Origin of the sequence: Rhodococcus wratislaviensis (assembly GCF_900455735.1) — a bacterium.
In the GTDB taxonomy this organism is placed as follows: Bacteria; Actinomycetota; Actinomycetes; order Mycobacteriales; family Mycobacteriaceae; genus Rhodococcus_F; species Rhodococcus_F wratislaviensis.
In genome coordinates this window covers 259,851-278,048 of the sequence record NZ_UAUI01000011.1, presented here as the reverse complement: position 1 = coordinate 278,048, position 18,198 = coordinate 259,851, and the positions used below count along the sequence as shown (strand labels likewise).

The following is an 18,198-nucleotide window of genomic DNA, read 5'->3' as shown; positions in this document are numbered from 1 at the left end:
TATCCCCCGGTAGATACAGTTCTCGTCATGCGGAAGCTGATTTCATTCCTCGAAACTTCTCGCTCCTGGGGCGAGAAGCGAATGACATCCGGCTGACAGCGCTCATCTCCGACCTGCGCTGCTCCGCGCCGACCCGAAAGGGTGGTGATTCGGCGCCGGTCGTCGAAATCGACAGGTGAGCAGCAGCGCCGCCGGCATTCGTGCAGCGACTCCTGCACTCCTGGCCTCCAGCCGCGTCGAGGCCTCACACACCATGAACCACACTGTGGTTCGAACTTCACGAAGCGGAGAAACAATGCTGGACGTGATAGTCCTCGGGGCCGGGCTCGCCGGCCTCTCAGCCGCGCGGGATCTCATGCATGGAGGTCTCGATGTCCGGGTCCTCGAGGCCAGGGATCGCGTCGGGGGCCGGGTCAAACAGACCCGACTCGACGACGGCCGGATCGTTCAGCTCGGCGGCGAGTTGGTCGGGAGTTCCCACACGTCGTACATCGGTCTGGTGAACGAACTCGGATTGTCGCTGCGTGACAGCTACATCTCCGAACCCGGCCAGACGGTGTGGGATATCGACGGAACCGTCATCCGTGATGACCAGGCAGCCTGGATGACCGAGGAAGATGTTGCGGACTACGAGCGTGTGACTCAGATGATGGTCGCTCTCGCGAAGCAGGTTCAGCCCGAGAATCCGTGGGCACATCCCGACGCGAACGTGCTGGATTCCCTGTCCTTCGCCACGTGGCTCGACGAGGTTGCGGCTCGACCCGCGGTGAGTCGCATGTTCGAGCTGGCCAAGGCGGGACTGGCGGCGGACGGCACTGCCCGGACTTCGCTCCTGGCCGAGCTGCGCAAGATGTCTTCGGTCGGCGCGACCGCCCTCGAGAGGTATTACGACATCGACCAGTGGACCCGGTCGACGGTTGCGGAGGGTAGCGCAACGGTCGCGCATCGTATGGCTGCTGAGCTCGGAGACCGAATCGAACTGTCGAGCGCCGTCACCGCTCTCCACGTCGAGCCCCACCGAGTCACCGTGGAGCTCCGCGGCGGTCGCACGGTCGCCGCCGCGAATGTGGTGTGCGCGATTCCCGTCGCTCCTCTCAGGCGGGTCGCCATCACCGGGCTGTCGTCCGAGCGCCTCAAATCGCTTCACCGGATTCGCAACTCGCTCACGGCCAAAGTGGTCGCCGCGTACGAGACTTCATTCTGGCGCAGTCAGGGTCAGAGCGGATCCGCCTACGGCGATGGACTTCTCGGGTCCACCTGGGTGCAGGGGCCGGGTGTGCTGTCCGCGCTCGTGCCGCCGGCGCAGTTGTCGTTTCACCTCGCCGGAGATCAGGCTGCGCGTGACGTGGACGCCCGCACGGCATTGTCACGGATGTACGGAGACGCCGCCGCCCACCCGACGGCACTGTTCACCGAGGAATGGTCCATCAAGCCATACTCATTGGGATACATGGCGCATTACGCTCCCGGTGATCTCTCCGCCATCGGCCCGCTACACGCGGCGCACGAACCGCCGTTCTTCGTCGCCGGATCCGACTACTGGGTCTCCGGATACATGGAGGGCGCAGTCCGGACCGGGCGTTCGGCAGCCCAGGCGGTACTGCGGCGATAGCCCGCTCGGTCCGCCGGCAGCCCACCTGCCGACCCGAATCCGCGGCAAATTCACCTGATCGACAACATGTTCCGTCATCGCCCGGGATCGCCACCGATCCCGTGCGATGACGTGCTGACGGTTCGCTGTCACAATCACGAATGAGGGAATGAATGAGCACAATCCGTAAGTCAGTGCTGCGCCGTGGGGCCCGCGTTGCCGGTCTCGGTGCCGCTGCGGCTGTAGTCCTCGGCCTGATGTCCACCGGTGCGGCCAACGCCGACACCTTCGTGCCGCTGCCGGGTGGCGAAAAGGTCGTCAACGCGGGAAGCGTCACGGCCAAGATCGCCCGCAACGCGGAGAGCGCTCTGGTTTCTCCGTCGCTGGCCGCCAATGGCGCGGGCCGCGTTGCGTGGGTTTCGGGTGACGTGTTCGCCGAGCTCGGTGGCGAGATCCCGGAGGAAGGCGCGACGCTGACCACCGGTTACATCGTGGGTTGCCAGGCCGACATCACCGGCCTCGAGGGTGGTCTGAGTGCCGATCTCGGTCTCGACTCGCTCGGCCTGGGTGGTTCGCTGTCGATTCCGATCAGCGCCGGTGAGGTGAAGTTCGCGACAGTGAAGTCCAAGACGGACCTGAAGCCGGGTGTGTCCGCGATTCAGTACCGCGACCAGCAGATCGAGGTTCAGGGTTGCGGCGGCTACGCGCAGGCCCGCGCGTACACGGTCCTCGAGATTCCGGGGAACCACTACGTCAAGTCGACCCTCTACGGGCAGCCGTTCAGCATCGGCTGATTGCTCGTAAGCAGATCCCACTTCACGACTCTCGCGTCAGCGACAAGCAACCCTAGAGGGGAACAATGAACAGCAAGACCCTGCGCCACGGCGCCAAGGCCGCCGGCGTGGTCGCCGCGGCCACCGTCGCGATCGGCCTCTTCTCCACCGGTGCGGCCAACGCCGACACCTTCGTTCCGTTGCAGGACGGCACCGTCACGCAGACGCTGCTCGACGGCACCGTGGTGACCGTGCGCCAGACCGGCAACACCGCGAACATCAGCCCGTCGATGGGTTCGACGCCGCTGCACCGCAACGTGTGGACGTCGGGCTCGATCGACGTCTCCATCGACGGCGGGACCGCGGAGGGTGGCAACATCGACGCCGGGTACATCGTGGCGTGCCAGCTCAACTTCGGTGGCTCCGTCAACGGTGAAGCAGGTGCCAGCCTGACGCCGTCCGACCTCATCGGTGCGGCCACCGGCGGCGCTGCTGCCGCGATTCCGGCCGAGGGTGGTGCCGGCAGCGGCATCACGATCGGACCCGGCCAGGCCACCAACGTGCCGATCCTCGACGTCGAGTACACGGACAGCTATGGCGCCGAGGCGCACACCAGCGACTTCGATTTCGAAGGCAACAGCGGTGGATTCACCTACTCCGACGAGACGTTCGGCGTCTCCGGTTGCGCCGGCTACGCGCAGGCACGCTCCTACGCGACCGTTTCGGTCTCGACCGACTCGGTCGACGGCACCGTCACCCTGTGGGGACAGCCGTTCAGCCTCGGCTGACCGCCGGCACACGGAGGAGCCCACTGCGTTACCGCACGGCGTCGAACGCGCGGCTGCGCTCTACGATCCGCTGCGCGCGGGCGAGCCTGGGCAGATCACCGCCGTCGCCGATGTTCCGGCCGTCGGAGCCCAGACGTTCGATGATGGCGAGTGCCCAGCTGATCTCGTCCCGGCCCGGGCTCAATGCGGCATTGATCGTCGCCGCGTGACTCTCTGCGAGACAGAGCTTTCCGGTCATACCCATCTCTGTCGCAGCGCCAACGCCGGCAATGACGTCGGCGCTGTTCTCGCCGAGGGTGGGCCCGTCGATCGGTGCCGCGATCCCCGCGACTCGGCTCGCGATCACCAGCTGGGATCGAGGGAAAGCCAGGGCAGTAGGAGTGTCGGACATTCCGGTGTCACGACGGAAGTCACCGGTCCCGAAGGCGAGCCGGACGACGGACCGCTCCGCGGCGATGGACCGGTTGCAACGCGCTGACGTCCTCGAGCCAGCGTCTGGTCATGAGGCGGGCCTGCTCCTTGTTCCGCTCCGGCACGCCGTCTTCGATATCGATGATGACCACGTCGGCGTCCGAGTTGTGTGCTGCGCGAAGCCGTTCGTCGTCCACCGCCGGTGCGAGGAGCCATGACCGGGCAAGTCCGTAGGGGATCGCGGGCGTCGAGATAGTCACAGTTGACCTTTCCAGCGGGGCAACGGTCGCTGCCGGGACCGGTGTCACGAAATGTTGTGGCGGTGTCGCTCGTCGAACCGGTGGATCTCGTCGATGACGGTCTCGACGATGCGTGGCCCGGCACCACTGACGGAGGTCGCGACCGCGAGTATGCCGACCGCACCGGGTTTGTCGGCCGGGTGGGGTGTCCAGGCGGGGACCACGCCGCAGTCGACCGTCACGCCGGGCGCCGGCTCTACCCCGCGCCCGTCAGGCGTGCCCGACATTCGCCGGGCGGCGCCGAGTGCAGTACGGGTCGCGGATTCGAGCAGTTCCGCGGCGGCACCGTCGGTCCGGGAGCAGCACATCAGATTTCCGGCGTCGTCGACCACGCTGACGGCGACAGCGGCGTCGAATGTCGCGGCATGGCGCCGAGCGAGATCGAGGGCGAGTTGCGCACGTGATGCGGTGAGTGTCATGGCGTTCTCCGGTGATAGATCGCGGACGATGCGGCTCAGCTCACCTTCTTGATCAGGTCGGCGAGCTCGGCCAGTTCGACGGCGTCGAGGTCGGTCAACGGCGCGCGGACGGGGCCGGCAGGTCGGTCGATCACCTTCATGCCGGCCTTGATGATGCTGACCGCGTACCCCTGCTTCTTGTTACGCAGGTTGCAGTACGGGATCACGAACTCGTTGAGCGCGTTGATGACGAATGCGTTGTCTCCGCTGCGGAGCGCGTTGTAGAAGTCGATCGCGAACTTCGGCACGAAGTTGTAGATGGCCGAGGAGTAAGTGGTGACGCCCAGCGCGAGATACGGCAGTGCGAACATTTCGGCGGTGGGCAGTCCGCCGACGTAGGTCAGCCGGTCGCCGAGACTCGCGTAGATGCGCGTCATCTGCTCGATGTTGCCGACACCGTCCTTGAAACCGACCAGGTTCGGGCAGCTGTCCGCGAGCTCCGCGACGGCGGCCTCGGTGTAGACGGCGTTGGCGCGACTGTAGATCGTCACACCGAGAGTGGTTGCGGCACATACCTCTTTGACGTGGGCGACGAGTCCGTCCTGGCTCGCCTCCGTGAGATACGGAGGCAGCAGCAAAATGCCGTGCGCGCCGACGCTCTCCGCCGACCGGGCCATCTGCACGGCGGTGGCCGTTCCGTACCCGGCGGGCGCGATCACCGGAAGACCGTCGGGTGCCTCCTGCACCGCTGCCCGGACCACCTGCTCCACCTCCGGCGGGGTGAGCGAGAAGAACTCGCCCGTGCCACCTGCGGCGAACAACCCCGAGGCGTCGAACTGCCCGAGCCAGCCGATGTTCTCGCGGTACGCGGCCTCGTCGAACGAGTGGTCATTCTTGAAGTGGGTGACCGGGAACGACAACAGACCGGAGCCGAGCTTGTGGGCGATCTCGTGGGGGGACGCAGTGGCCATGGGTTTCGTTCTCCTCGTTCGCAATCGCGTCACTTTCGGTGCGCGCTGTGTCCACAAGGCTAGGAGCGACAACCATTCAAGTCCAACACTAGTTCTGGATCTATTGATACCCAAAAGGTATTGCGCTCCCTGGACGAACGGGACGCTCGTTCGACCTGACGCAACGAGCGTCCCGTTCGTTCAGGAGAGGTCGAGGGCGGCGCGGGGCAGATTGTCGATCCAGGTCAGGAACGCGAGGCCGATCACCACCGCACCGAGTGGGACTGCCATTTCGGGAGCCGCCTCGGGTTTTACTTCAGAATTTGACCACGCGTCCTTCCCTCGCAAGGAAATCCTCGTCGATTTCGAAGCCCAGACCGGGGTCGTGGGGAACGTCCAGCCACCCGTCCGTGTGCTCGAGTGGGCTCGTTACCAAAGAGGTCCGGAACGGATGCGAGGAAGTGTCGAACTCGAACAACGGCTGGTCGGCGAAGAGAGAGTAATGCGTTGTCGGTGTCGCCGCGATCATGTGAAGTGATGCGTACTGTCCGACCGCGGTTCCCCAGACATGGGGGTTCACCTGGACCCCACCGGTCTGCGCAAGCACATTGATGTGGCGCAGCGCGGTGAAGCCGCCGGCGAGGCAGATGTCGGGTTGCGCAATATCGACGGCTTCATGTGCGATGAGGTCCTTGAACCCATACATCGTGAATTCGGCTTCGCCGCCGGCAATCGGGACATCGAGAGCCTCCCGGACGCGCCGATAGGCGGCGTAGTCCTCGGGGACGACGGGTTCCTCGAACCACGCCAGATCGAAGTCGGCGAGCCGGCGCCCGAGCCGGATCGCGTCGCTGGATCCGTAACCGTGGTTGGCATCGATCATGAAGCCACTGCGGTCTCCGACCGCGGCCCGGATCTTGCTCATCACGTCGAGATCGTCGTCGAGTCCAAAACCAAGTTTGACCTTCATCAGGGCGAAGCCGGCATCGGCGTGACGGGACGCCTCTTCGGCCATCGCGGCCGCTTGCCCCCGCCCTTTGGTGCGGAAGAAACCGGTGGCGTAACACTGGATCCGGTTCCGAAAGGCGCCGCCGAGGAGCTGGTACACCGGGCGGCCGACGCTCTTGCCGATAATGTCCCACAGCGCGATGTCGATCGCGCTGATCGCGCCGACGACGACGCCCTTCCGCCCGAAGTCTCGTGTACGCAGGTACATCTCATTCCAGAGCACCTCGACGTCGAACGGGTCCCGGTCGAGGACGAGGGGCTTGAGGGCCGACTCTACGACGGTGGCGGCGATCTCCGGCGGCTGTAGTCCGACGCTGAAGGTCTCACCCCATCCTTCGACGCCGTCATCGGTTCGGATCCGGACGAGGGTGGTCGATCGGGCGGTGACCCAGCCTTGGGAGTAGGCAAAGGGTTGCGGCAGAGGGCTTTTGAGGATGTACGTGTCGATGCTTGCGATCTTCATGCGGCTTCCTGATGACTGGTTGCGGTGATGATCGGTCGGCGGACGCCGAAGTGGTAGAAGACGAGGGAGAGAACGCCGACGATTGCTGCCGAGAAGAAGACGAGGTTGAAGCTGTCGGTGGCATCGATGATGATGCCCGCGACGAGGGGCGAAACGGTGGCACCGAGGAAGCCGCCGAAGTTTTGCAGCGAGGCGACGGAGGCGACGGTCTCGGTGGTCGTGACTTCGGCGGCCATCGACCAGGCGTGTGCGACGACGGCGCCATTGAATCCGAGTGCGAACGCCATCAGCGTGATGGTGAATGCCAGGCCGGTCGAATTCGACATGCCGGCTCCGTGGAGTGGAATGAGCGCGACGAGTCCGGCCTGGAAGGTCAGGGAGACGGTGATGATCCGCATCTTCGCCTTCTTCGTCGTCCAGCCGGCACGCTCACTGAGGCGCTTCGACAGCAAGCCGCTGGCCAGGTCGCCGATGATCGCTCCGATCCATGGGACGCTGACGATGAGTCCCATGGATTTGAACTCGATTCCGAATTCGTTGATCACGAACAGTGGAATGAAGGTCAAGAAGATCTGGTACACCCACATGTTGCAGAAGTAGCCGGCCATCATGCCCCACATGGTCGGGCGGGTGAAGAGTGCGCCCCACGGCACGTGGTCGGTCTTCGGGCTGCCGCTGTCATGGTCTTGCCGGATGTAGTCACGTTCTTCGGTGGTGAGCCTCGGGTGATCATCCGGGTTGCGGTAGCTGAGGAGGAACAGTACGGCGAAGACGATTCCGGCGACACCGGCGATGAAGAACAGTGTTCGCCAGCCGAACGCGGCGACTATCCACACCAGGATTCCTGTGAAGAAGGCGGGTCCGGCCTTGAGGGCGGCGTCCCAACTGGCGTTGGCGATGCCCTGTTCCTTCTTCGGGAACCAGTGGGTGACGATCTTGTTCGTCGCGAGGAGTGAGGGGGCTTCGGCCAGCCCGAGCCACGCCCGAGCCACAACGAACCATCCCATCGTGTTGAACATGCCCATGGCGGCGGTCGCCAAACTCCAGAGCACTACTGCGCCACCGAGCAGGCGGGTTCCATAGCGGTCGATCAGCCAGCCCGACGGTAGCTGGCCGATCGCGTAGAACAGCGCGAAGGCGCTGCCGAGCAGGCCGATGTCGGTGGCGGTGAGACCGAGATCGGCCTGCATGGCCGGGGCCGCGACCGACAGGGCGAGTCGGTCTATGTTGTTGATCAAGGCGAGCAGACACAGCAGCCCGAGAACGACCCAGCGTAGCCGGCCCTTCGGCTTGGTCACGGGCGCCGCGTTCGTTGCTTTCGTCATCTCGACTTCGTCGGATTTGGTGATATCCATCGCGATTCTCTCTGCGTCTCGTGGAGAATTTCAGATTCGTCCGAATTTGTCGAGCAGGTCATGGAAGGTTGCGCCCTCGAGAATGAGCTCACGCATGCGCTCCTCGTTGCGGGCGATTTCCTGTGCGCGGGCGTAGACCTCGGCCATGTCGGCGCGCGGAACGACGGCGACCCCGATTTCGTCGGCAACAATCAGATCGCCCGGGTGAACGAGGACGCCACCGCAGCTGATCGGCACATTGATCTGGAGTGGCTCGCGTCGCCCGCTGACGGCGGTATGTGCTTGTCGGGGTCCGCTGGCCTTGGCGGTAACCGGAAAGTCGAGGAACCTCGCCTCGTCGGTATCGCGGCAGCTCCCATCGATGACGGCGCCGACAACTCCGGCATTCTTCGCCAGTCCGGTCATCAGGCCGCCCCAGATCGAGGTCTCGGTCTCACCGAAGGCGTCGATGACGATGACGTCGCCGGGCCGGGCCACATCGAGGGCGTCGAGGCAGTCGACGATGTCGCCGGCAGTCAACTGGACGGTGAGTGCGGTTCCGATGATCTTCTTGTCCGCGCCCTTGGGCTTCATGTCGTGGCGCATGGTGCTCGAGCGCACAAGTGCGTCGGAGACGACACACGAGAGCGACATCACCGAGTCCATGGCCTGGAACTGTGCGACAAGTTCGGCGTCGGTGTCGGGGCGTGGGTGAACGGTAATGGTCATCGTATCGAGTTCCTTTGCTGAATAGCTCACGTCAGTGGGCGAGTGCGAGTGCGGGGACGGCGACAGGGTTGAGCGGTTGTTCTCCGAGCAGCACGGCCCGGACGTTTTGTGCGGCGGTCAGCCGGCACTCGTCCAGCGCCTCCTGGGAGATGTACGCGACGTGGGGTGTGATGACGCAGTTGTCGAGGCCGAACAGCGGGTTCTGATCCGGTGACCACGAGTCCTGCTTGGCAGGTTCCTCTTCGGTGTCATCGAGCGCAGCGCCGGCGAGGTGACCGGAGATCAAAGCCTTGTACAGGGCGTCGTTGTCGACGACCTTGCCTCGCGCGCAGTTGACCAGCAACGCCCCTGGCTTCATCGACAGCAGCGCGGCCTCGTCGATGAGATGGTGGGTTGCGGGAGTCCACGGACACATGACGTCGACGACGTCGGCTACTTCGAGTAGCTCGGCGAGTTCGGTCTTACGGACTCCATGTGTGCGCATCAGGCTCTCGGACACGAACGGGTCGTACGCGACGAGGTCCAGGCCGAACGCCGCCAGTTTCCGGGCCATGTTCTGGGCGATGCGTCCGAAGCCGACGAATCCGAACACGCTGCCACGCATCCGCCGTACCGGCTGATTCCAGCTCGCCCAGTGCCACGTGCCGGACTTGGTGGCTCGGTCATATGCCGGGATGGATCGGATCAGGGTGAACGCCATGCTGATCGAGTGGTCGGCGACCTCTTCGATGCAGTAGTCGGGGACGTTGGTGACCACGATGCCCGCGTTCGTCGCCGCTTCGACGTCGAGGATATCGACTCCGATGCCGTAGCGGGCGATGACCTTGCAGCGCTCGAGCGCGTTGATGGTGGTCGCATCGATCTTGGCGTACTGCTGAATGATCGCGTCCGCGTCGCGGGCGAGTTCACCCAATCCGTGTCCGGTGCGGCACTGCAGACCGAGGACCTCCGCGCCGATCGGTTCGAGCACCGACCGCTCGATCTCCAGATCGGGATAGTCGTAGTCGCTGACGTAGACCTTGAACGTCATTCGTCCTTCCTTCCTTTGCTGACCAGCGGCGATTCATCGCTGAAAAAGTGTGTTGCAGAGGATGCAACTGTGATGCGTATTACGCTACACTGAAGCGGCGGGGTTTCGCTAGAGCCACTGAACCGTCGAAAGGATCTGATTTGTCGTGACCGCCCACATTCGCGTCGACCACCCCGACCCCGACCTTCGTTCGAGCCCCAGCGGCGGCGAAGTGGAGAAACACCCCGAGGTCGTCTGCATCGGGGAGGCGATGGCGCAGTTGAGCCCTGTTCCTCCCGCCCGACTGCGGGACGCGGCCGAAGTACGCCTCGCGGTTGCCGGAGCAGAATCGACGGTCGCGTTGTATCTGTCGCAATTCGGACACCGAAGCGCCTGGGTATCCCGGATCGGCGCCGACCCGCTCGGCTTGCGGATCCGAGATCAGCTCGAGCAATACGGCGTGGACACCAGGTGGCTCGAAACCGATCCGACCCGGCCGACCGGGGCATACCTCAAGGACCCCACCCCCTCGGGGACGACGGTGTACTACTACCGCAAAGGTTCGGCGGCCTCCGCCATGACGCCGGCCCTGATTACCCCGCCACTGATGTCCTCGGCACGGTTGGTGCACGTCACCGGCATCACGCCCGCACTCTCCGAATCCTGCAACGCCACCGCGACCGAAATCTTTCGCAGCGCCGCTGCGTATGGATGCACGATCTCGTTCGACGTGAACTACCGACCACAGGTCTGGGCCGATCGCGACGCCGCAGTCGAGTTACGAGAATTCGCCAACCTCGCCGACATCGTCTTCGTCGGACTGGACGAGGCCGAAGAGGTCTGGGGCACCACCACCCCGGCAGCTGTGCGCGCACTGCTGCCCGGTCCACGCGAGCTCGTCGTCAAGGACGGTGCACGCGGTGTCACCCTCTTCGACGGTGCCACCGACATATTCGAACCAGCCTTACCTGTGGAGGTCATCGAGCCGGTCGGTGCGGGTGATTCCTTCGCTGCCGGGTACCTGCACGAATGGCTCGGCGGCCACAATGGCAGGTGCAGGTTGCGTACCGGACACGCGCTCGCCGCCGCAGCGCTACGAACGACCGCAGATTTCGTCGAGTTGGAGGAGACCAATGTCGCAGAGCATCGAGCGAGCCATGCGGGTGCTGAACTTGCTAGCCGAGGAACCGCAGACCCCCTCAGAGATCTCGCGGCGGCTGGACACCCACCGGTCGACTGCGCTACGCATCATGGAAGTACTCGCTGACCAGCGGCTGATCCGCCGGCTCCCAGACGGCCGGTACGGCATCGGGCCGGGACTGATCACGCTCGCGCAGCGGGCCCTCGACCAATTCACCGTCGTTCAACTCGCACGCCCGCATCTGGTGCAACTCAGCGAGCTGTACGACCAGACCGTCCATCTCGCCGAACGGCACGACGATCACATCGTCTACACCGACAAGATCGAACCGAAGCGATCCATCCGGCTCGTGTCCCGGGTCGGTGAGAACGTCCGCCTCCACACCGCGGCCGTCGCCAAGGCGATCCTGGCATTCCTTCCTCCCGTGACGCGCACGCGGCTCCTCGCTAACGCCGACTTCACCCGCTATACCGACACGACCATCACCTCCGCCGATGAACTTCTCGGTGTTCTCGCCGAGGTCGCCGCGCGAGGATGGGCGATCGACAATGGTGAATACGAGGACTACATCACCTCCCTGGCCGCTCCCATTCGTGATGCGTCCGGCGATGTCGTCGCGGCAATATCGGTAATCGAGCTCAAGGCGGTGAGCACTGCCGAGGAACTCGAGAACAATATCCTTCAGCCGCTGCTCGATACGGCCGCGACGATCTCCACCGAACTCGGATGGAGCCCCGATGAATCCGAAACCACTCCCCCAACAGCGGCATCCAGTTACCCGCTGACCTAGTCCGTTAGGAACTTCATGTCGATCGACAACTCTTGGTTCGACACCGCTTTCGGTCCCACGCCGCTGATGGCCATCCTCCGCGGGCTCGGTCGTTCCCGCGCGATCGAGACTGCCCACGCTGCTTGGGGACTGGGTGTTCATCTGATCGAAATCCCCATTCAAACTCCCGAAGACATCGAAACCCTCGCCGCGCTCGTCGACCTCGCCCGCCCCAGAGGGTTGGCCGTAGGTGCAGGAACAGTCACCACCCGCGAACACGTCGATCAGGCACGCCGCGCCGGGGCCCGGTTCGTCGTCAGTCCCGGCTGGGACCAGGACATCAACGCCTACGCCGCCGAACAGGGAATCCACCCGCTACCCGGCGTCGGATCGGCCACCGACGTCCAAGCGGCCACAGCACAAGGCCTGACCTGGCTCAAAGCCTTCCCCGCCGCCGCTCTTGGCAGCAACTGGATCAACCTGATGAAGGGCCCCTTCCCACGCATACACTTCATCGCCACCGGAGGCATCAGCGCCGCAAACGCCGACGAGTTCCTCAGGGCCGGCGCCCAAGCGGTTGCGGTCGGCTCGTCACTCAACGACCCCGAGCAACTCCCACTGCTCGCCCAGATCCGCATCTGATCTGGGGCGGTAAGTCCGAAGAAGATCGCGACCGTGACTTCGCTGCAGGATGATCCCGCTGATCGTGGAATCCAAGACACAGCACTTACCTATCCCAGGCAACACCGGGAGGGCGTCATCGGGTGCTGCGACGAAGTAGGGAACCTGCATTGGTTGAGCTGCTGTCGTAGTTTGCGTCTCTGACCACGGCAATACCACGAACGAAGACGTGCTCGACCATACCTCGACCTATGTAGTCGGTGTAGAGGTCGAAGGTATTGGAGGATGCGGCGGGTAAGTCTTTCCCTGACCATTGGCGTGCGGGGTCGAGAACGACCAGATCAGCGTCACTCCCGATTGCGATGGTGCCCTTGGCCGGATATAGGCCGAGGGCCTTGGCTGCCGACTCGGCTGAGATAGCAACGAAGTCGCTTGGCGTGAGGCCACGTCGGTTCACACATTGGTCCCATAGAACAGGGGTGCGTGCCTGTATACCGGCGGCTCCTGGTGGAGTGAGACGGTGGTCGTCGGGGTGGGCGGACTTACTGGCGAGACTGTACGCGCAGTGGTCCGAGCCCACGGAAGTCATCGTTCGGTCGGCGATTGCCTCCCACAGCCGCTCATTGTCGTGTCGTCCACGAATTGGCGGAGTGATGATGAACTTCCATCCGTCGGATCTGGAAAAAACCGAATCGTCGAACGCTAGGTAGTGGGTGCACGTTTCGGCGTGTACCACTGCTCCGGCACGGCGGCTCTCCAGGACGGCATCGAACGCCTCCGCACCGGAGACATGGAAGATGTAGACAGGGCTACGAAGAGCCCTTGCCATGTGGCTGACAGTTTTGATCGCAGTCGCTTCGGCCAGTGCGGGCCTGCTTCCGGGGAAGTCCGGTACCGCGATTCTTCCGTGCTCGACTAGCTCGTGCAGACTCTCGGTGAGGACGTCGTGGTTTTCTGCGTGGAAACCGGGCAGTCCGCCGTGAGCAACGATTTCCTGCATGAGTGTCCAGATCTGGCCGTCGTTCACTCGGTCGTCATAGGTTGTGTACATCTTGAACGATGTCAGTCCAGCACCGATGACCTTCGAAATATCCTGCTGGACAGACTTATCGGCGCGGTTGAGGATCGGGTGCAAGGCCACGTCGATTGCGCAGCCTGATTCGACTTCGGCAATTCGCTCTTCCGCTGCGTCGATGAGTCGCTGATCGGGGCGAAGCGGGGGCACGAAGTCGACGAGGGTTGTCGTGCCTCCGAGTGCGGCCGCACGGCCAGCACCGGTGAACCCGTCGTCCGTGCGTGTTCCGTCGGCGAGTGGCCACGAGACATGTGTGTGGGTGTCGATGCCGCCGGGGAGAACGTAGCACCCCTCGGCGTCGACGATGTCGTCTGCCTGGATTGCGCTGCCGGGTGCCAGGAGGGCCGACACTCGACCGGCAGTGACCGCTACATCGAGCCTCTCGAGGGCATGGCCCGTGACGACGATGCCACCGCGAATCAGCAGATCGGGATGACGGTCGCTCATTCGTCCACCTCGCGTGTGACTGCGACGGCCTCGATTTCGAACAACAAGTCCCCTGCCCCGGCGAAACGTACGCCGACTGTGCTGCGGGCAGGAAGCGGAGCGGAGAATCGACGGGCGTAGATCTCGTTGAATTCAGCGAAGTCAGCCGGATCGGCTAGGAAACACGTTGACTTCACCACGTGCGCGAGGGTCGAGTTCGCAGCCTGCAGTACGAGTTCGAGATTGTCGATCGCCTGCTCGACCTGCTGAGCAAAAGTAGGTCGCAATTTACCGGACGGATCCGCACCGACCTGTCCGGCGGTGAAGACGAGGTGATTGGTGTGGATGCCGAGACTGAACGCTCCGCCGGGAGCGGGAACGGCATCGGTGTTCACGGGTGTCCGTGGTGCCATTGGTACGCCTTTCGTCGGGATACCGAGAAGCTAACTCCCTTGAAAGACGTTCGTCAAGATTGAGGAACCTGATGGAGCGCGGCGATCAGGTTCGGGAGCACCTGCGCCATTGATCCCATGGAGAATTCCTCGACCTCGCCGATGAGGCGGCTCAGGTGGGAGTGCATCGCCCCGCTGGCGGCGTCTGCGTCGCGATTTCGGACGGCTTCGAGCACGATCGCGTGTTCGTCGGGCGAGTGCCCTATCGTGCCGTGCCCCCCAGTGATGACGTCGAGGGCTCGTTCCACCGAAGCCAGCGCCGGCGAATGCAGACTCCCGGCCAGCGCCTCGAACAGCGGGCTTTTCGCCGCCTCGACCAACAGCTGATGGAAATACATGCCGGCGGGCGTCGGATCCGCGCCGCGCAGGATGCAGCTGCGGTGCTCGTCGAGCGCCGCCTGCAACGATGCGAGGTCGTCAGTCGACACGCGTTGCGCAGCGAGCGAGGCGATTTCGGTCTCGAGCGCTCGGCGAGCACGCAGCCAGTCGAGTATCTCCTGGACGCTTCGTAGATCGAGCGCGCGGGTGAATTGTTCGTGCCGATGCCGGCTGGACAGGGTGGACGAGACGTGCCGCCGCCCCCGTGGGCTGAGAATGCGCCCCTTCCTGCCGACGGCTTCGGTCAGGCCCAGGCCGTCGAGTCGAAGAAGCACTCTCGACACACTCGCCTCGCTGAGGTCGCGGCCGAATTCTTCGACGAGAACCCGCCGAGCCACGCGTGCACCAACCGGCTCATCGGCGCGGTGCAACACGAGAAGGAGCGCCTCCGCGTCGCCACCCAGGTCGCCTACCCGGCCCTCCGGCTGCGCGGTCGCATGGTCTGCATCCGTCGACACGACATCTCCCTTCGTCCGCATTGCAGCGTAACCGACTTAACAGGATCTTTACTGAAAGGGCTTCCTCAAATTTGAGGATGCCGCTATGTTTGTGATGGATCTCGCAAGGGCGGCGCGGCCGCCGATCCGTTCGGAAAGGGAAATCATGTCTTTCGACTACAGCGAAGCACACAGCCTCGACAACGCCGAAATGGTCCGCCTCTACCGAGAGGCCGGCTTCGGTGGGCGATCAGGGTGGGGCAGCAAGCCCGCACTGCTGGTCATCGACCTCGCCGGCGCGTGGACCGCACCAGAGGAGCAGCTCGGCTCAGACGTCGAAGGTGTCATCGATGCGACGGTTGAACTCCTCAACATTTTCCGGGAGAAGGACCTGCCCATTATCTTCACCACCATGGCGTACGACCCGGCGCTGATGGAGGCTGGTCCCGTGGTCACCAGCAAGACCCCACACAGCACGCTCATGCTCCGCGACAGTGAGCGCGTACAGCTCCGCCCCGAGCTCGGTCGCCTCGATGAGGAACCACTGGTCGAAAAGCCCCGTGCATCGGCCTTCTTCGGCACCAATGCGCTGTCGATGTTGATCGGACAACGCGTCGATACCGTCGTCGTGGTCGGCGTCAGCACCAGCGGGTGCGTGCGCTCGACCTGCGAGAGTGCCTTCAACAACAACTTCCACGTCATCGTCCCCCGCGAGGCGGTCGGCGACCGCAGCCACACCGGGCACCAGGGCGCGCTGCTCGACATCGACTCCCGGTTCGGCGATGTCGTCGATCTGGCGGAGACGATCAGCGAACTGAAGCGGTTCTGAGCGACCATGATGCCCCGGAATGACGAACCATATCTCGGCGGCCGACTCGTCGGACCCTCGGTAGTCATCGCCGGCAGCGGCGCAGGGAACGGCCTCGGCCGTTCCCTGGCCCTCGGCTTCGCCCAAGCCGGAGCCGACCTGACCCTCAACTACTTCCGTGAAGATGCCGCGGCATTCAACGGGCTCCTCGCCGAGCTGAGAGGCCTCGGTGCAAGGGTCACCGCCATCGAAGGCGACATCTCCGTGGAGCCCACCGCCGAGGAACTGGCAGCCTCCGCATTACGTGAGTTCGGCCGGATCGACGTTCTGGTCAACAACGCCGCCATCTCCACGCCGACGTACACCCACGAGATGAGCCTGCAGACCTGGCAGCGGACCATCGACGTCAACCTCACCGGCACTTTCCTGACCACCCGGGCGGTACTTCCGACGATGATCGGCCGGCGCCGGGGACGCATCATCAACATCTCATCTCAAATCGCGCTCAAAGGTGGTCGAGAACACGGCCATTACGCGGCCGCGAAGGCCGGAATGATCGCATTCACCAAATCCGTCGCACTCGAGGTCGGGGCGTACGGCATCACAGCGAACTGCATCGCGCCCGGCCCCTTGGACACCCGCTTGATGACCAATGTCAGCGATCAATGGAAGCAAGACAAGCTTCGCGAACTGGTCATCCCCCGCTTCGGGACACCCGACGAGGTAATCCCGACCGCTCTCCTCCTTGCATCCGACCCCGCCGGAAACCTTTATACCGGGCAAACCCTGGGCCCCAACAGCGGCGACGTGATGCCCTAACCCCTCAGAATCGAGACCGAAGTGATACACCACACCGTCTCAACACCTATCAGCAACAAGCTGGGACTGAACAACCCGGACATGCGCCCACTGCGCCCGGACGAACGTCGATGGACGTGGTGGAACTACTCGACCATCTGGATGGGTATCGTCCACAACATCGTCGCCTGGGAAGTCGCGGCAAACCTCATCGCGATCGGGATGAGCTTCTGGCAGGCTCTCGCCTGCGTCTGCTCGGCCTATTTCATTGCCTTCCTTGCGATCCTCGCCAACAGTGTCCTCGGAGCGAAGTACGGACTGTCCTTCCCCGTCCTCATCCGATCGGCATTCGGCCGTAACGGAGCGCAAGTACCGGTGGCGCTGCGGGCCCTTATCGCCGTGTTCTGGTTCGCCGTACACATTTACATCGGCAGCAAGGCCATCGCCGCGGTCCTGTCCTCCGCGCTCCCCGGCTACTCGAGCCTGCAGCAGTACCACCTGTTCGGCATGAACGTCGACGTCCTCATCGCTTTCCTGGTGTGCTGGGCGCTTCACGCCTGGATCATGGGGCACGGCATCCAGAGCGTACGGCGGTTCGAGGTCTGGGCCGGGCCGTCCATCATGATCCTCGCGATCGGTCTCGTAATCTGGGCCGCGATGACGGCCGGCGGCTTCGGTCAGCTCGTGCACACTCCCTCGACCATCGCCCCCGCAGAGTTCTGGCCCACATTCGCCGCATCGATGACCGCGCTTCTCGGCACCGTCGCCACACTGATCCTCAACATCTCCGACCTGACGCGGTTTTCCCGGTCCCAGAAGGACCAGGCCCTCGGGCAAGGTCTCGGCTTCCCCATCATGTTCTTCGCCTTCTCCGCGATGAGCCTGCTCGTGGCGGTCGGCACCAAGAACGCATTCGGGGAAGTCGTCACCAACCCCATCGACATCTTGACCAGGTTCGACAACCCCCTCATCGCCATCTTCGGTGGCCTCTGCATCCTCGTCGCCACAGCCTCGGTCAACGTCGCCACCAACGGTGTGTCGACCGGGTTCGACCTCACCAACCTGTGGCCCGACACCCTCACCTTCAAACGATCCGGACTCATCGCCGTCGCCGCCGCCGTGGTCTTCTGCCCGTGGCTGTGGTACGACAACGCCACCCTGGTCACCGAAATCCTGGGCATCATCGGTGCCACGATGGCGCCGGTATCGGGCATCATGCTCGCCGACTTCTATTTCGTCCGCAAACGACGGCTTTCCGTTGCCGGCCTGTTCACAGAATCCCCGGCCGGACCGTACGCCTACACCAATGGGTGGAACCCCCGCGCGCTGACCGCATTCGCACTCGGAGTCCTCGCCGCCGTCAGCGGCCTCCTCATCCCCGGATGGGACGACCTCTACGCCTACAGCTGGTTCCTCGGAATCGCGTTCGGTGGCGGAAGCTACATGGCGCTGATGGCCCGCCACCGCCGAAGCACCGGCGACGCCGACATCGCCTACCCCGATGTCGACCCCGCAGCAATCCCTTGACACCCCCGAAAAA

At 64.0% G+C, this 18,198-nt stretch carries 20 protein-coding genes; 9 read left to right on the top strand and 11 right to left on the bottom strand.

Going from position 1 to position 18,198, the window contains the following annotated elements; translation table 11 throughout:
• Window positions 1-295: 295 nt before the first annotated feature.
• The 3 genes from DTA22_RS15075 to DTA22_RS15065 all read left to right on the top strand — a co-directional run bounded on the left by DTA22_RS15075 (window position 296) and on the right by DTA22_RS15065 (window position 3,152).
• The gene (locus DTA22_RS15075; RefSeq protein WP_112299947.1) at window positions 296-1,612 is read left to right on the top strand and encodes a flavin monoamine oxidase family protein; all 1,317 of its coding nucleotides are present in this window, start codon (window positions 296-298) and stop codon (window positions 1,610-1,612) included.
• Between the two features lie 152 nt (window positions 1,613-1,764).
• The gene (locus DTA22_RS15070; protein WP_112299946.1) at window positions 1,765-2,385 is read left to right on the top strand and encodes an MspA family porin; all 621 of its coding nucleotides are present in this window, start codon (window positions 1,765-1,767) and stop codon (window positions 2,383-2,385) included.
• Window positions 2,386-2,450: 65 nt separating this feature from the next.
• Window positions 2,451-3,152, top strand: a complete 702-nt coding sequence (locus tag DTA22_RS15065) for an MspA family porin (protein ID WP_037242745.1) — start codon at window positions 2,451-2,453, stop codon at window positions 3,150-3,152.
• Window positions 3,153-3,180: 28 nt separating this feature from the next.
• Here the strand turns inward: DTA22_RS15065 and DTA22_RS37155 are convergent, their stop codons facing one another.
• The 8 genes from DTA22_RS37155 to DTA22_RS15030 all read right to left on the bottom strand — a co-directional run bounded on the left by DTA22_RS37155 (window position 3,181) and on the right by DTA22_RS15030 (window position 9,774).
• A complete protein-coding gene (locus tag DTA22_RS37155; RefSeq protein WP_409372707.1) occupies window positions 3,181-3,543 on the bottom strand; it encodes a hypothetical protein in 363 nt (120 codons plus the stop codon).
• Between the two features lie 19 nt (window positions 3,544-3,562).
• Window positions 3,563-3,823, bottom strand: a complete 261-nt coding sequence (locus DTA22_RS37150; protein WP_409372706.1) for an aldolase/citrate lyase family protein — start codon at window positions 3,821-3,823, stop codon at window positions 3,563-3,565.
• A gap of 44 nt (window positions 3,824-3,867) precedes the next feature.
• Window positions 3,868-4,281 carry a heme-binding protein gene (locus DTA22_RS15055; protein WP_112299945.1) on the bottom strand — a complete coding sequence of 138 codons (414 nt, stop codon included), beginning with the start codon at window positions 4,279-4,281 and terminating at the stop codon, window positions 3,868-3,870.
• A 35-nt stretch (window positions 4,282-4,316) separates the two neighbouring features.
• The gene (kdgD, locus tag DTA22_RS15050) at window positions 4,317-5,231 is read right to left on the bottom strand and encodes a 5-dehydro-4-deoxyglucarate dehydratase (protein WP_112299944.1); all 915 of its coding nucleotides are present in this window, start codon (window positions 5,229-5,231) and stop codon (window positions 4,317-4,319) included.
• A 295-nt stretch (window positions 5,232-5,526) separates the two neighbouring features.
• Window positions 5,527-6,681 carry a mandelate racemase/muconate lactonizing enzyme family protein gene (locus tag DTA22_RS15045; RefSeq protein ID WP_112299943.1) on the bottom strand — a complete coding sequence of 385 codons (1,155 nt, stop codon included), beginning with the start codon at window positions 6,679-6,681 and terminating at the stop codon, window positions 5,527-5,529.
• Entirely contained in the window at window positions 6,678-8,006 is a 1,329-nt protein-coding gene (locus DTA22_RS15040) for an MFS transporter (RefSeq protein ID WP_112300364.1), read from the bottom strand. The genes DTA22_RS15045 and DTA22_RS15040 overlap by 4 nt, the downstream gene beginning before the upstream one ends.
• 60 nt (window positions 8,007-8,066) lie before the next feature.
• Window positions 8,067-8,744 (bottom strand): RraA family protein, encoded by a 678-nt coding sequence (locus DTA22_RS15035; protein ID WP_112299942.1) that lies wholly within the window; start codon window positions 8,742-8,744, stop codon window positions 8,067-8,069.
• A 31-nt stretch (window positions 8,745-8,775) separates the two neighbouring features.
• Complete coding sequence (locus DTA22_RS15030; protein ID WP_112299941.1) at window positions 8,776-9,774, bottom strand: C-terminal binding protein; 999 nt, start codon at window positions 9,772-9,774, stop codon at window positions 8,776-8,778.
• Between the two features lie 145 nt (window positions 9,775-9,919).
• On the opposite strand from DTA22_RS15030, the gene DTA22_RS15025 reads away from it, so the two are divergent.
• From DTA22_RS15025 to DTA22_RS15015, 3 genes are read left to right on the top strand one after another with little or no spacing between them, the layout of a single operon-like run.
• Window positions 9,920-11,020, top strand: a complete 1,101-nt coding sequence (locus DTA22_RS15025; protein ID WP_218027712.1) for a sugar kinase — start codon at window positions 9,920-9,922, stop codon at window positions 11,018-11,020.
• Window positions 10,911-11,684 carry an IclR family transcriptional regulator gene (locus DTA22_RS15020; protein WP_409372705.1) on the top strand — a complete coding sequence of 258 codons (774 nt, stop codon included), beginning with the start codon at window positions 10,911-10,913 and terminating at the stop codon, window positions 11,682-11,684. The genes DTA22_RS15025 and DTA22_RS15020 overlap by 110 nt, the downstream gene beginning before the upstream one ends.
• A gap of 15 nt (window positions 11,685-11,699) precedes the next feature.
• Complete coding sequence (locus DTA22_RS15015) at window positions 11,700-12,305, top strand: bifunctional 4-hydroxy-2-oxoglutarate aldolase/2-dehydro-3-deoxy-phosphogluconate aldolase (RefSeq protein WP_112299939.1); 606 nt, start codon at window positions 11,700-11,702, stop codon at window positions 12,303-12,305.
• 115 nt (window positions 12,306-12,420) lie between these two features.
• Here the strand turns inward: DTA22_RS15015 and DTA22_RS15010 are convergent, their stop codons facing one another.
• The 3 genes from DTA22_RS15010 to DTA22_RS15000 are packed head-to-tail and all read right to left on the bottom strand — an operon-like array spanning window position 12,421 to window position 14,989.
• A complete protein-coding gene (locus DTA22_RS15010) occupies window positions 12,421-13,806 on the bottom strand; it encodes an amidohydrolase family protein (RefSeq protein ID WP_112299938.1) in 1,386 nt (461 codons plus the stop codon).
• Window positions 13,803-14,198 carry a RidA family protein gene (locus tag DTA22_RS15005; RefSeq protein ID WP_112299937.1) on the bottom strand — a complete coding sequence of 132 codons (396 nt, stop codon included), beginning with the start codon at window positions 14,196-14,198 and terminating at the stop codon, window positions 13,803-13,805. Before DTA22_RS15005 ends, DTA22_RS15010 begins: the two co-directional genes overlap by 4 nt.
• Before the next feature lie 53 nt (window positions 14,199-14,251).
• Window positions 14,252-14,989, bottom strand: coding sequence for a FadR/GntR family transcriptional regulator (locus DTA22_RS15000; RefSeq protein ID WP_160118518.1), 738 nt, complete (start codon window positions 14,987-14,989; stop codon window positions 14,252-14,254).
• A 229-nt stretch (window positions 14,990-15,218) separates the two neighbouring features.
• On the opposite strand from DTA22_RS15000, the gene DTA22_RS14995 reads away from it, so the two are divergent.
• The 3 genes from DTA22_RS14995 (at window position 15,219) to DTA22_RS14985 (ending at window position 18,185) form a co-directional block, all read left to right on the top strand.
• Window positions 15,219-15,881 carry an isochorismatase family protein gene (locus tag DTA22_RS14995; protein WP_160118517.1) on the top strand — a complete coding sequence of 221 codons (663 nt, stop codon included), beginning with the start codon at window positions 15,219-15,221 and terminating at the stop codon, window positions 15,879-15,881.
• Window positions 15,882-15,887: 6 nt separating this feature from the next.
• Window positions 15,888-16,679: an SDR family NAD(P)-dependent oxidoreductase gene (locus DTA22_RS14990; protein WP_245973423.1), complete on the top strand. Its 792-nt coding sequence runs from the start codon at window positions 15,888-15,890 to the stop codon at window positions 16,677-16,679.
• Window positions 16,680-16,760: 81 nt separating this feature from the next.
• A complete protein-coding gene (locus DTA22_RS14985; RefSeq protein ID WP_146777771.1) occupies window positions 16,761-18,185 on the top strand; it encodes an NCS1 family nucleobase:cation symporter-1 in 1,425 nt (474 codons plus the stop codon).
• Window positions 18,186-18,198 lie beyond the last annotated feature (13 nt).